The sequence below is a fragment of the Actinosynnema sp. NPDC037264 genome (assembly GCF_055603705.1).
On sequence record NZ_JBVJVK010000012.1, the window covers coordinates 72,440 to 86,408 of the forward strand.

General features: G+C 72.7%; 10 protein-coding genes. All 10 read left to right on the forward strand.

What is annotated here, in order from left to right; genetic code table 11:
• The 10 genes from ACZ7GX_RS16275 to ACZ7GX_RS16320 all read left to right on the forward strand — a co-directional run bounded on the left by ACZ7GX_RS16275 (nucleotide 1) and on the right by ACZ7GX_RS16320 (nucleotide 13,608).
• Nucleotides 1–1,002, forward strand: a complete 1,002-nt coding sequence (locus tag ACZ7GX_RS16275) for a proline racemase family protein (RefSeq protein ID WP_498777310.1) — start codon at nucleotides 1–3, stop codon at nucleotides 1,000–1,002.
• Nucleotides 1,003–1,154: 152 nt separating this feature from the next.
• Nucleotides 1,155–1,823: a GntR family transcriptional regulator gene (locus ACZ7GX_RS16280; RefSeq protein WP_230565214.1), complete on the forward strand. Its 669-nt coding sequence runs from the start codon at nucleotides 1,155–1,157 to the stop codon at nucleotides 1,821–1,823.
• Between the two features lie 378 nt (nucleotides 1,824–2,201).
• Complete coding sequence (locus ACZ7GX_RS16285; RefSeq protein WP_498777313.1) at nucleotides 2,202–3,893, forward strand: ABC transporter substrate-binding protein; 1,692 nt, start codon at nucleotides 2,202–2,204, stop codon at nucleotides 3,891–3,893.
• A gap of 2 nt (nucleotides 3,894–3,895) precedes the next feature.
• Complete coding sequence (locus ACZ7GX_RS16290; protein ID WP_498777315.1) at nucleotides 3,896–4,852, forward strand: ABC transporter permease; 957 nt, start codon at nucleotides 3,896–3,898, stop codon at nucleotides 4,850–4,852.
• Nucleotides 4,849–5,847 (forward strand): ABC transporter permease, encoded by a 999-nt coding sequence (locus ACZ7GX_RS16295; protein ID WP_498777317.1) that lies wholly within the window; start codon nucleotides 4,849–4,851, stop codon nucleotides 5,845–5,847. Before ACZ7GX_RS16290 ends, ACZ7GX_RS16295 begins: the two co-directional genes overlap by 4 nt.
• Nucleotides 5,844–6,674, forward strand: coding sequence for an ABC transporter ATP-binding protein (locus tag ACZ7GX_RS16300; protein WP_498777319.1), 831 nt, complete (start codon nucleotides 5,844–5,846; stop codon nucleotides 6,672–6,674). Before ACZ7GX_RS16295 ends, ACZ7GX_RS16300 begins: the two co-directional genes overlap by 4 nt.
• Nucleotides 6,671–7,684, forward strand: coding sequence for an ATP-binding cassette domain-containing protein (locus tag ACZ7GX_RS16305; RefSeq protein WP_498777321.1), 1,014 nt, complete (start codon nucleotides 6,671–6,673; stop codon nucleotides 7,682–7,684). The genes ACZ7GX_RS16300 and ACZ7GX_RS16305 overlap by 4 nt, the downstream gene beginning before the upstream one ends.
• Nucleotides 7,685–7,757: 73 nt before the next feature.
• On the forward strand, nucleotides 7,758–9,047 hold the full coding sequence (locus ACZ7GX_RS16310) for an alpha/beta fold hydrolase (protein WP_498777323.1): 1,290 nt from the start codon (nucleotides 7,758–7,760) through the stop codon (nucleotides 9,045–9,047).
• Complete coding sequence (locus tag ACZ7GX_RS16315) at nucleotides 9,044–10,405, forward strand: aminopeptidase P N-terminal domain-containing protein (RefSeq protein WP_498777325.1); 1,362 nt, start codon at nucleotides 9,044–9,046, stop codon at nucleotides 10,403–10,405. Before ACZ7GX_RS16310 ends, ACZ7GX_RS16315 begins: the two co-directional genes overlap by 4 nt.
• Before the next feature lie 131 nt (nucleotides 10,406–10,536).
• Nucleotides 10,537–13,608, forward strand: a complete 3,072-nt coding sequence (locus tag ACZ7GX_RS16320; RefSeq protein ID WP_498777327.1) for a beta-L-arabinofuranosidase domain-containing protein — start codon at nucleotides 10,537–10,539, stop codon at nucleotides 13,606–13,608.
• Nucleotides 13,609–13,969 lie beyond the last annotated feature (361 nt).

Sequence of the window (13,969 nt, forward strand, 5' to 3'; positions counted from 1 at the left end):
GTGCGCGCCTCCCGGATGTTCTCCGCGGTCGACTCGCACACCGAGGGCATGCCGACCCGCGTGGTGACCGGCGGCGTCGGGGTCGTCCCGGGCGACACCATGAACGAACGGCGGCTGCACTTCGTCGAGCACCTCGACCACGTGCGACGGCTGCTGGTCAACGAGCCGCGCGGCCACTCGGCGATGAGCGGTGCGATCCTGCAACCGCCCACGCGGCCCGACGCGGACTTCGGCGTGCTCTACATCGAGGTGTCCGGCTGCCTGCCGATGTGCGGGCACGGCACCATCGGCGTCGCCACGGTCCTGGTGGAGACCGGCATGGTCGAGGTGACCGAGCCGGTGACCACGATCCGGCTGGACACCCCGGCGGGGCTGGTGGTGGCCGAGGTCGCCGTCCGCGACGGGCACGCCGACGGCGTGACCCTGCGCAACGTCCCGTCCTACTGCGACCGGCTCGACGAGGTCGTGGACGTGCCGGGGTTGGGCGCGATCCGCTACAGCCTCGCGTTCGGCGGCAACTTCTACGCGATGGTCGACCTCGACGAGGTCGGGCTGCCGTTCGACCGCGCCCGCAAGGGCGAGATCCTCGCCGCCGGGCTGGCGATCATGGACGCGGTCAACACCTCCGCGCCGCCGGAGCACCCGGAGATCGACGGCGTGGACCACTGCCACCACGTGGAGTTCATCGCGCCCGGCTCGGACGCGCGGTTCTCGCGGCACGCCATGGCCATCCACCCCGGGTGGTTCGACCGCTCGCCGTGCGGGACGGGCACGTCCGCGCGGATGGCCGAGCTGCACGCGCGCGGCGAGCTGCCGCTGGAGCGGGACTTCGTCAACGAGTCCTTCATCGGCAGCCGGTTCACCGGCCGCCTGGTGGGGGAGACGACCGTCGGCGGGCGGCCCGCGGTGCTGCCGACCGTCACCGGGCGCGCCTGGATCACCGGGGTCGGGCAGTACCTGCTCGACCCGACCGACCCGTACCCGGCTGGTTTCGAGTTCTGAAAGGTGCGCCACGGCGCGAAGGGCGCGAAGTACCGAATAGCGAACTCACGGGCATGGGGGTGGGATACTCGGCAGCTCTCATACGGGTAAGGTCAGCGCTGTGTGACATTGCAGTGCGGGGGCGTACCCCACGACAGCGGGAGGCCGCAGAGGTGAGTCCGTCGACCATCAACCCGTTGGCCGTGGGCGCGAGCCTGCGCGGCACGGTGGAGGACGCGGTCGCCGCCGCCATCGTCTCGGGCGAGCTGGCGCCGGGCACGCTGGTCACGGCGCCGACGCTGGCCGCCCGCTTCGGCGTGTCCGCGACCCCGGTCCGGGAGGCGATGCTCAACCTGCAGAAGCGCGGGTTCGTCGACGTGGTGCGCAACAAGGGCTTCCGCATCACCGACGTCAGCGAGCAGGACCTCTGGGAGATCGTGCGGCTGCGCCAGCAGCTGGAGGGCCCGCCGATGCGCGAGATCGCCAGGACGATGCAGCCCTCGACCGTGGCCGAGCTGCGGGTCAAGGCCCAGGCCATCGTGGACGCCGCCGCGGCGGCCGACCTGGCCGCCTACCTGGCCGCCGACCTGGACTTCCACCTGCGGCTGCTGGAGCTGCACGGCAACCGCAGGCTCATCGCGATCGTGAAGGACCTGCGCCAGCAGACCCGCATGGTCGGGCTGGCCGGCATGGTCGGCACCACCGAGCTGGCCAGGTCCGCGGCCGAGCACCACAGCCTGGTCGACCTCCTGGAGGCCAGGGACGGGCGGGGCGCGGAAGCGCTGCTGACCGACCACATCGGCCACGTGCTCGGCTGGTGGAGCGGCAACTCCGAGGACTGAGACCGAGAACGACCGACGAGCCCGCCCGGTGCACGGCGGGCTCGTCGTGCTGCCCGGGAACCGTCGGCGCGCGTTCCGGGGCCGTTGCGGGCCATTGCCGCGTGATCGTTCCCGGGGTGGACCACCCCGGCCGGAAAAATATCGCGTCGGCGTCTTCAAGTGCGAGGTGTGACATACTACTGTCGCCCTATCGGTGATAGCGGTCACTGCTCCTTCGTCCCGCGTGACCGGCCGACGCTGTGCTTCGACGGCCCCCGCGCGCCGACTCTTCCCCGGTGCGCCCGACCTCAACGCCTCTCTCAGTCGCCGGTTCGACCAGGCCGTCCGCCATCCAGGGCGACGGCCTACCGAGCCGCACCCGACGGAAGGTAGGACCCCGTGAGGAGAACCACCACCCTGGCGATCGCCGGGTTCACGGCCGGCGCGCTCGCCCTGTCGGCGTGCTCGGGAACGGACCAGGCCGCCACCACCGGCGGTGGCACGGGCGGCACCCCCGCCAAGGGCGGGACGGTCGGCGTCCTGCAGTCGAGCGACTTCTCCTACCTCGACCCGTCGAGGGGGTGGGACGGCGGCGTCAACGCCTTCTACCGGCTGGTCTACCGCCAGCTGGTCACCAAGGCGGCCGGCGACGCCGAGAACCCCAACGAGATGGTCCCCGACCTCGCCGAGAGCCTCGGCACCCCGTCCGCGGACGGCCTGACCTGGACCTACAAGCTCAAGCAGGGCCTCAAGTTCGACACCGGCGCGCCGATCACCTCGCGCGAGGTCAAGTTCGGCATCACGCGCGGCTGGGACCCCGAGATCGGCATCGGCGCGCCCTACCTCAAGCAGTTCGTCGCCGCGCCGCCCGACTACCAGGGCCCGTACCGCTCCGGCGACCTCGACACCATCGAGACCCCCGACGAGCGGACGATCGTCTTCCACCTCAAGGCGCCGTTCCCCGAGTTCGACGCGGTGCTGTCCATGCCGAGCGGCACCCCGTTCCCGGTCGGCTCCGGCGGCGGTGACTCGTTCATCAACGACGTGGTCGCCTCGGGCCCGTACGACGTGAAGTCGTTCACGCCCGGCAGCCGCATCGAGCTGACCCGCAACCCGAACTGGGACGCGGCCACCGACAGCGTCCGCAAGGCCTACCCGGACGCCTGGAACTTCACCATCGGCGTCGACGGCGCGACCATCGACGAGCGCCTCATCGCCGGTCAGGGCGCCGACGTCAACGCCGTCGCGGGCCAGGTGCAGACCGCGACCATCGCCCGGATCCAGACACCGCAGCTCAAGCAGCGCACCGTCAAGGCGCCCTCGACCTGCCTCACCTACCTCGGGCTGAACACCACCAAGGGCCCGCTGGGCGACGTGCGGGTGCGCCAGGCGATCAACTACGCGGTGGACAAGAGCGCGGTGCTCAACGCCACCGGCGGCAACCAGTTCGCCACCATCTCCACCACGATCCTGCCGACCTCGGTCTCCGGCCACACCGACTACGACCTGTACCCGAGCAAGGACCACGCGGGCGACGTCGACGAGGCCAAGCGGTTGCTGGCCGAGGCGGGCCACGCGGACGGCTTCACCCTGACCCTGGACGTGCGCTCGAACGCCGTCGCCCAGCGCCAGGCCGAGGCCGTCCAGCAGTCCCTGGGGCGGGTGGGCATCGAGGTCGGGCTGAACGTGATCGACGTGTCGACCTACTACGAGACCATCGCCACCCCGGCGGCCCAGCACGACGCGGCGATCACCGGCTGGTGCCCCGACTGGGCCTCCAGCGCCTCGACCTTCCTGCCGCCGCTGTTCGACGGGCGCAAGATCACCGCGAAGGGCAACCAGAACCTCGCCCAGCTCAACGACCCCGCCGTCAACGCGGCCATCGACGCGGGCATCGCCGAGACCGACCTGGCCGAGGCCGACACCGCGTGGGGCGAGCTGGACCGGAAGATCATGGAGCTGGCGCCGATCGTGCCGCTGAACGTCGAGAACCGCATCTTCCTGCCGGGCTCCAACGTCACCGGCTTCCACGCGCCCGGCGGCGACATCGACTACGCCATCCTCGGCCTGAAGGACGCGGGGAAGAGCTGAGGATGACCATCACGCCTCCCGCCCTCCAAGCGCAGGCGGCGGCCGAGCAGGGCACCGTCGGCACCACGCCGGACCCGCGCCCGGGCGTCACCCGCGCGCTCCTGCGCCAACCGTCGACGGTGGCCTGCCTCGGCTACATCGCCCTGGTGCTGCTGATGGCCGCGTTCGCGCCGCTGATCGTGAAGGTCGGCGGCTGGGACCCCTACACGTTCGACCAGACCGCCATCGACCCCGACCTCGGCGGCGTGCCGCTCGGCCCCTGGGGCGGCATCTCCTCGTCGCACTGGCTCGGCGTCGAGCCAGGCACCGGCCGGGACGTCTTCGCCCGGATCGTGTACGGCGCGCGCACGTCCATGCTCATCGCGCTCGCCGCCACCACCCTCACCACCGTGCTGGGCGTGCTGCTCGGCCTGCTCGCCGGCTACTTCGGCGGCCGCGTCGACATGGCGGTCTCGCGGCTCATGGAGTTCCTGATGGCGTTCCCGGCCCTCATCTTCATGATCGCGGTGCTGTCCGCGCTGCCCGCCGACGACCGGCAGGCCCTGGTGGTGGTCGTGATCGCGGTGTTCGGCTGGCCCTACCTGGCGCGGATCGTGCGAGCGCAGACGCTCTCCCTCAAGGAGCGCGAGTTCGTCGAGGCCGCCCGCGCTTCCGGCGCCTCGCGCGCCACCATCGTGTTCACCGAGATCCTGCCGAACCTGCGCTCGACGTCGCTGGTCATGGTGACGTTGGCGGTGCCCGGCTACATCGGCACCGAGGCCGGCCTGTCGTTCCTGGGCGTGGGCGTCGTCCCGCCCACGCCGTCGTGGGGCCAGATGATCGCCGGCTCGGTGGGCTGGTACTCGGTCGTGCCCACGTACTTCCTCGTGCCCGGCACGTTCCTGGCCCTGCTGGTGCTGTCCTTCATGGTCCTGGGCGACCGGGTGCGTGCGGCGCTCGACCCCGGAGGCCACCGGTGACCCGCTACGTGGTGAACCGGGTGTTCGGCATGCTCGTGGTGCTGTTCCTGGTGTGCCTGCTCACCTACCTGGTGTTCTTCGCGCTCTCGCCCGACCCGGCGGTGCAGATCTGCGGCAAGAACTGCACGCCCGAGCGCATCGACCAGCTCCGGGCCAACCTGGGGCTGGACGCGCCGTTCCTCACCCAGTTCGCGGCGTTCCTCGGCGGGCTGGTCGCGGGCCGGACCTACGGCAGCGGCCCGTCCCTGGTCGAGTGCCACGCGCCGTGCCTCGGCTACTCGTTCCAGACCTCGCAGCTCGTCACCGACATGGTCGTGCAGCGGCTGCCGGTCACCGCCGTCGTCGCGATCGGCGCGGCCGTGCTGTGGCTGCTCATGGGCGTGGCCGGCGGTCTGGTCAGCGCCGTGCGGGAGGGCCGGTTCGCGGACCGGTTCATCACCGGGCTCACCCTGGGCGGCATGTCGATCCCGAACTACGTGCTCGCGCTCGCGCTGCAGTACGTCTTCGTGATCTGGTTGCGGTGGCTGCCGTTCCCGCAGGCCGTGCCCTTCGCCGACGACCCCGTCCAGTGGTTCCTCAACTTCGTCCTGCCCTGGACGGTCCTGGCGATCGGCTACGCCTCCTCCTACACCCGGCTCACCCGCGCGAACGTCCTGGACACGCTGCGCGAGAACTACGTGCGCACCGCGCGCGCCAAGGGCCTGCCGCCCGCGCTGGTCTGGCGGCGGCACGCGCTGCGCCCCGCGCTGACCCCGGTGGTCACCATCGCGGGCATGGACTTCGCGGGACTGCTCGGCGGCGCCCTGATCACCGAGACCGTGTTCGGGATCAACGGCGTCGGCAAGCTCGCGGCGGACTCCATCACCAAGAACGACCAGCCGGTCATCATGGCCGTCACGTTGCTGGCCGCGTTCTTCGTCGTGGTCGGCAACGTGGTGGTCGACCTGCTGTACCCGGTGATCGACCCCCGGGTCAGGGTGGGTGCCGCGACATGAGCGAGCTGCTGACGGTCCGCGGGCTGACCGTGTCGTTCGACGGTGTCCCGGCGGTCGACGCGATCGACTTCTCCGTGCCGACCGGCGGGGCGCTGGGCGTCGTCGGCGAGTCCGGTTCGGGCAAGTCGATGGCGAGCCTGGCGGTCATGGGCCTGCTGCCGCCGGAGGCGAGCCGGTCCGGCTCCATCTCGTTCGGCGGCCAGGAGCTCACGGAGCTGTCCGAGCGGGGGATGCGTGCCGTGCGGGGCAACCGGATCGCGATGGTGTTCCAGGATCCGCTGTCCTCCTTGAACCCCTACTACACGGTGGGCGCGCAGATCGCCGAGGCCTACCGGGCGCACCGGCCCGGTGTCTCCCGCCGCGCGGCCCGTGCCGCCGCCGTCGAGGCGATGGAGCGGGTGCACATCCGCGAGGCGGGCAGGCGCGTGGACGACTACCCGCACCAGTTCTCCGGGGGCATGCGCCAGCGCGTGATGATCGCGATGGCGCTCAGCGCCGAACCGGAGCTGATCATCGCGGACGAACCGACCACCGCGCTGGACGTCACCGTGCAGGCGCAGATCCTCGACCTGCTGACCGAGGTCCGCCGGGACACCGGGGCCGCGCTCGTCCTCGTCACGCACGACCTCGCGGTGGTCAGCGAGGTCGCCGACGAACTGGTCGTCATGCGCGGGGGCCAGGTGGTCGAGACCGGGACGGCCGAGCAGGTCTTCTCCGACCCGCGGCACCCGTACACGCGGGCGCTGCTGGACGCCGTGCCCCGCATCGACGGTCGCACCGACGCCCCGCGCACGTCGGCCCAGGCCACCACCGGAGGAGGGACATGAGCCCGGAACCGCTGCTGAGCGCCCGAAACCTGGTCAAGGAGTTCCCGGTCGCGGGAACCGCGGGCCTGCTGCGCCCCGCGCGCACGTTCCGCGCCGTCGACGACGTGTCCTTCGACCTGCACGCGGGCCGGACGCTGGCCCTGGTCGGCGAGTCCGGCTCCGGCAAGTCCACCACCGCGCGGCTGGCCACCCGGCTGGTCGACGTCACCTCCGGCACGGTGCGCCTGGCCGGCCGCGACATCACCGCCGCGACCGGCCGGGAGCTGCTGGAGGTGCGCCGCCAGGTCCAGGTGGTGTTCCAGGACCCGTTCTCCTCCCTCAACCCCCGGCACACCGTGGAGCGGATCGTCACGGCCCCGCTGCGCTACCAGAAGCGGCCGATCCCCGGCGGGGCCAAGGCGTTCGCCCAAGGGCTCATGGAACGGGTCGGGCTGGCGCCGGACCACGTCGGCCGCTACCCGGCGCAGTTCTCCGGCGGGCAGGCGCAGCGCATCGGCATCGCCCGCGCGCTCGCGGTGAACCCCCGCGTGCTGGTGTGCGACGAGGCCGTGTCCGCGCTGGACGTCTCGGTGCAGGCGCAGATCGTCGACCTGCTGCGCGACCTGCAGCGCGAGGAGGGCTTCGGGTGCCTGTTCATCGCCCACGACCTGGCGGTGGTCCGGCAGATCGCCACGAGCGTCGCGGTGATGACGGGAGGCCGGGTGGTGGAGGCGGGGGAGCGGGACGCGGTCTTCGACGACCCGCGGCACGAGTACACGCGCGCCCTGCTGGCCGCCGTGCCGCGCATCCGGCCCGAGTGGGATCGGGCCCGGCTGCGCAACGCCGCCAAGCGCCGGGACCTGGCCGATGTCGCCGCGCGCGACCGGACTGATGCCGCCGCGCGCGACCGGACTGATGCCGCCGCGCGCGACCGGACTGATGCCGCCGCGCGCGACCGGACTGATGCCGCCGCGCGCGACCGGACCGATACCGCCGCGCGCCACCGGACCGACACCGGGCTCACCGCATGAGCGGGCTCGCGAACGAGTCGTTCGGCGCGGTGCCCCGGGTCCCCGCGACGCCGAGCGCCGGCGGGGTGCGCGCGTGAGCCCGGTCGAGTACGCCCTGCCCGGCGCGTGGGTGCGCGAGTTCACCGTCGACGCGCCCCTGGACTGGTCCGACCCCGGCGACGAGACCGTCGAGCTGTTCGTGCGGGAGTTCACCGACCCCGACCGCAGGCGCGACGACCTGCCGCTGCTGACCTACCTCCAGGGCGGTCCGGGCGGGGCCAACCCGCGTCCCGCCGCGCTCGACGGCTGGCTCGCCGAGGCGCTGCGGCACTACCGCGTGGTGCTGGTCGACCAGCGCGGCACCGGCCGCAGCAGCCCCGTCGACGGCACGGTCGTCGCGGGCTTCCCGGACGCGCGCGCCGCCGCCGGGCACCTGCTGCGGTTCCGCGCCGACTCGATCGTGCGCGACCTGGAGCACGTCCGGAACCGCTGCTACGGCGGGAGGACGTGGGCGACGCTCGGGCAGAGCTTCGGCGGCTGGATCACGCTGGCCTACCTCTCGCACGCACCGCAAGCGCTCGCCGCGTGCTACGTGTGCGGCGGCATCCCCGGCATGCCACCGGACCCCGACGAGGTCTACCGGCGCACGTTCACCCGCGCCGAGGCCAAGACCGCCGACTTCTACCGCCGCTACCCGCAGGACGTCGCCGCCGTCGCCGCGATCGCCGACCGGCTCGCGGAGGGCGACGTGGAGCTGCCGGACGGCTCGCCGCTGTCCGTGCGCCGCTTCCAGCTCCTCGGCGGCGACCTCGGCTTCACCACCGGCCACCAGCGGCTGCACTGGCTGGTGTCCGAGGCGCTGCGCCGCGACGGCCGGCTCACCGACCAGTTCCTGGAGGCGGTGGGGGTCAAGACGTCCTACGCGGGCAACCCGCTGTTCTGGGTGCTCCAGGAGTCGATCTACGGCGACGGCGCGAACGGCCCGTTCCGCTGGTCGGCGCAGCGCGAGCGGGACCGGCGGCCGGAGTTCGCCGAGGACCGCCGGCCGCTGCTGCTCACCGCCGAGATGACGTTCCCGTGGATGTTCCGGGAGATCCGGGCCCTGCGGCCGTTCGCGCCCGCGATGGAGGAGCTGGCGGACGTCGAGGTCTGGAGCCGGCTCTACGACCCGGAGCGGCTGGCGGCCAACGACGTGCCGCTCGCCGCGGTCGTCTACCACGACGACCTGTTCGTCGACGCGGGACTGCAGCACGACACCCTCGGCAGGCTCGGCAACGCGCGGGCGTGGGTGACCAACGAGTACGAGCACGACGGCATCGGCGACGGTCGCGTGCTGCGCAGGCTGCGGGAGATGGTCCGCGACCGCGGAGGGGAGAGGCGATGACCGAGGCGACCGTGCCACCGCACACCGGGACCAGACCACCTCGCCTGGCCGACGAGAGCCCCGGCTTCCTGGCCGGCATCGGCCAGGGCTGGGCCGACCGCGAGGTCCCGGCCCCGGTCGACGCCGCCGCCGCACGTGCCGCCGCCGAGCACCGCGCCCGGCTCAGCGCCGCACTGCCGCAGCGCACCATCGTCCTGGCCGCCGGTCACGCCCCGCGCCGCAACGGCGACGCGGACCACGCGTTCCGCGCCGACAGCGACTTCGTGTGGGCCACCTCCTGCCAGGTCGAGGGCGGCGTGCTGGTGATGACCCCGCGCACCGGCGGCCACGACGCGGTGCTCCACCTGCCCCCACCCGCCCGTCCGGGGGAGCGCGACTTCCACGCCGGCGCCGCCCACGGCGAGCTGTGGGTCGGCCCGTCCGCCGGGATCGCCGCCTGGTCGACCGCGCTGGACCTGCCGGTGCGGCCCGCGGCCGACTACGACGGTCGGGAGGCCGACGACCCGGAGGGGCTGCGCGCTGTGCTCTCCGACCTGCGGATGGTCAAGGACGAGTGGGAGGTCGGGCAGCTGCGCGAGGCGGTCGACCAGACCGTCGCCGGGTTCGCCGCCGTCGCCGACGAGGTGCCCCGAGCGGTGTCGCGGGGCTTGGGCGAGCGGTGGTTGCAGGGCACGTTCGACCGGCACGCCCGCACGTTCGGCAACGGTCCCGGCTACCGCACGATCGTCGGCTCGGGCGAGCACGCCCCGATCCTGCACTGGGTGAGCTGTGACGGCCCCGTCCTACCGGGTGAGACGCTGTTGCTGGACATGGGCGTGGAGGCCCGCTCGCTCTACACCGCCGACGTCACCCGCACCATCCCGGTCGGCGGCGCGTTCACCCCGGCCCAGCGGTCGGTGCACGACCTGGTGGAGGCCGCGCACCGCGCGGGCATGGACCGGGTGCGCCCCGGCAACACCTTCAGCGACTTCCACTTCGCCGCGATGGAGGTCCTGGCGCGGGGCCTGCACGACTGGGGCCTGCTGCCGGTGTCCGTCGACGAGGCGCTCGCCCCCGAGGGCCAGCACCACCGCCGCTACCTGGTGTGCGGCATCGGCCACCACCTCGGCCTGGACGTGCACGACTGCGGCTCGTCGGGCTACGAGCGGTACCAGGGCGCGCCGCTGCGGCCGGGCATGGTGCTGACCGTCGAGCCGGGCCTGTACTTCCACGCGCACGACGAGACGGCGCCGCCGGAGCTGCGCGGCATCGGCGTGCGCCTGGAGGACGACCTCCTCGTCACCGCCGCCGGCCACGAGGTCCTGTCGGGTGCGCTGCCGATCGACGCGGCGGGCGTCGAGGCGTGGGCCGCCCGGTGACCCGCCCTTCGCCCTGGCCGGTGGGACGCACGCGCTCGCAGTCCGCTCGGGCCTCGTAGACGCTGCGCCGTCGATCCGCGACGCGGTCGACGGCACGACAGGAAGCACTTCTCGGGAAGGGACCATCTCCAGTGGCCGAACCTCGCAAGGGCCAGTTCACCCGACGTCTGTTCCTCCGGACCTCCGCGCTCGGCACCGCCACCGTCGCGGGCGCGGGGCTGTTCGCCCTCGACCCCGCGGCCGCCGCCGTGCCGGGCGGTGCCGTGCCGGCCGGTGCGCCGCAGGCCGGTCCGGGCGGGACGGCCCCGGTGCGGCCGTTCCCGCTGCGCGACGTGCGGCTGGGCGCCGGTCTGCTCCAGGAGAAGCGCGACCGCGTCAAGGCGTTCCTGCGCGCCTACGACGAGCGGCGCTTCCTCGTGCTGTTCAACAACCAGGCGGGCAGGCCGAACCCTCCCGGCGTCGCGGTGCCGGGTGGCTGGGAGGACGGTGGACTGCTCAGCGGCCACTGGGCGGGGCACTACCTGAGCGCCCTCGCCCAGGCGTACGCCGACGGCGGGGAGGCGGTCTACAAGTCCAAGGTGGACTGGGTGGTGGCGGAACTGGCCGCGTGCCAGGCGGCGATCACCGCTCGCCTGGACTCCGCGCCCGGTGGCGGTGACCAGCCCCCGCCGGCGATCGGCCGGGTGCCGGGGCGGTTCGGCAGCGCGCTGAAGCTCAACGGGACGAGCAAGGCGCAGTACTGCACGTTGCCGCAGGAGGCGATCAACCAGCTGACCGACTTCACCATCGCCGCCTGGGTCAACCTCGCGTCCACCGGCAGCTGGAGCAGGCTGTTCGACTTCGGCCAGAGCACGGCGGTGAACATGTTCCTCACCCCGCGCGCGGGCGTGGCCGGGAACGTGCCGCGCTTCGCGATCACCACCGGCGGCTCGGGCCAGGAGCAGCGGATCGACGGCGCCTCGGCCCTGCCCACCGGTCAGTGGGTGCACGTCGCGGTGACGCTGGCGGGCTCGACCGGCACCCTCTACGTCGACGGCCGACCGGCGGGCGTGAACACGAGCATGACGCTGAACCCGTCCCACCTGGGCAACCCCGGGAACCGGTGGATCGGGCGGTCGCAGTACGGCGACCCGCACCTGGACGCGGCGGTCGACGAGTTCCACGTCTTCGACCGGGCGCTGACCGGGGCCGAGGTGCGGTCCCTGCTGGACTCGCCGGCCGGGACCACCGGCGGCGGGAGCATCGCGTGGTACCGGTTCGACGAGGCCGACGGCACCACGCTGGAGGACGCCTCGCCGAACAACCGGGACGCGGGCGTCGTGGCGGCCTCCTCCGCCGGGCCCGCGGACTGGGTCCCGACGTTCCCCGGCTACCTCGGCGCGATCCCCGAGGACGCGGTGCTGCGCCTGGGTCCGCCGCGCTGGGCGGTCTACGGCGGCAACGCCCAGACGAACACGTGGGCGCCCTGGTACACCCAGCACAAGATCATGCGCGGTCTGCTCGACGCGTACTACCACACCGACAACGCCCAGGCCCTTGACGTCGTGACGAAGATGGCGGACTGGGCCCACCTCGCGCTCACCGTCGGGGACAAGAACCACCCCGCCTACGAGGGGCCGCTGACCCGCGACGACCTCAACCGCATGTGGGACCTCTACATCGGCGGCGAGTTCGGCGGCGCGAACGAGGTCTTCCCGGAGATCGGCCACCTGACCGGCGACCCGAAGCACCTGGAGACCGCCAAGTGCTTCGACAACCGGGAGTCGCTGTTCGGCGCCGCCGTCGAGAACCGGGACATCCTCGTGGTCACCCCGCAGAACCGCCCCGGCCGCCGTCGTCCCGAGCGGTTGCACGCCAACACCCACGTGCCGCAGTTCGTCGGCTACCTCAGCGTCTACGAGCGGGGCGGCGGCCGGGAGTACTTCACCGCGGCGAAGAACTTCTTCGGCATGGTCGTCCCGGGCCGCATGTTCGCGCACGGCGGCGTGGGCGGCAACTACCCCGGCTCCAACAACAACCTCGAACTGTTCCAGAACCGCGGCAACGTCGCCAACGCCATCGCCACGAGCGGCGCGGAGACCTGCACGACCTACAACCTGCTCAAGCTGGCCCGCAACCTGTTCCTGCACGAGCAGGACCCGGCGTACCTGGACTACTACGAGCGCGGCCTGTTCAACATGATCACCGGGTCGCGGGCCGACACGACGGCCACCGGCGACCCGCAGGTGACCTACTTCCAGCCGGTGGCGTCGGGCACCGTGCGCGGTTACGGCAACACGGGGACGTGCTGCGGCGGCACGGGCCTGGAGAACCACACGAAGTACCAGGAGACGGTCTTCTTCCGCACGGCCGACGGCAGCGCGCTGTGGGTCAACCTCTACGTCCCCGCCACGCTCACCTGGCCCGAGAGGGGTTTCACCGTCACGCAGCGGACCTCCTTCCCGCGCCAGGACCGCACGGAGCTCGTCGTCGACGGCGACGGCAGGCTGGACCTCAAGCTGCGGGTGCCCGCGTGGGCGCGGTTCGGCTTCACCGTCACCGTCAACGGCCGGGCGCAGGACGTCGACGCGCGGCCCGGCACCTACGTGACGCTGAGCCGGGACTGGAGCCGCGGCGACGTGGTGGGGGTCCGGATGCCGTTCGGGCTGCGGATCGAGCGGGCCCACGACCGACCCGACACCCAGGCGGTGTTCTGGGGCCCGCTGCTGTTGCAGATCATGGGCGACCCGGGCGACGGGGCGTTCCGGGAGCTGTCGCTGTACCGCCACCTCAAGCGGGACGGCGACTACGGCCGTGCCGCGATCACGCCCGGCGCGGTCACGGCGTCCGGTGACCCGACGTTCACCGCGGGCGGCTTCACGCTGCGGCCGTACCACATCAGCGACAACCAGCCGGCGTCCTCGTACTTCCGGCGGGTCGAACCGACGGTCGTCTTCGGCTCCGTCGACACCGGCGTGCCCAACCGCAAGCGCAACGACGGCCTCCCGCGCTACGACGTCCCCGTCCAGGGCGTCGTCTCGCCCGGCGTCGACGGCCCGACCTTCCTGGACCTGCTCTGGGACCAGGCGCCCTTCGCCAACCACGGGCGGTTCGTCGCCTCGGTCACCGCCCTCGCCAACGCCTTCGCCACCGCGGGCGCGTTCACCCAGGCCGAACGGGACACGGTCGTGGCCAAGGCGGCCTCGGCCGAGCGGGAGCTGTAGCCGGCAGGTCTCCTCGACCGGGGACGGGTCTTCCCGCTCGGCGGACGTCGGTCGCACCGCCGCCGTGCCGCCGGAAGACCCGTCGCCGGCGAGCGCTCCGCCCGGTCCTGCAGCTCCCACGCGTGGTCGAGGACGTTCGCGGCGATCCGACGGGCGGCGTAAGGGCGGTCCGTCGGACAGAGGTGTGCCATCCGATCGGAGTATGCGCTTCCTCCTCCTCCTCCTCGGTTCCGACCTCCAGGCCGACCGCCCTCGTCGGAAGGACTCCACTGTGGAACAGGATCGCAAGCATTGCCGAAAGGATTTTCGGCTGCCACAGTGCTGAGAGGCGCACTCACCGCCGGTCGCGGGGCCGGTGGGC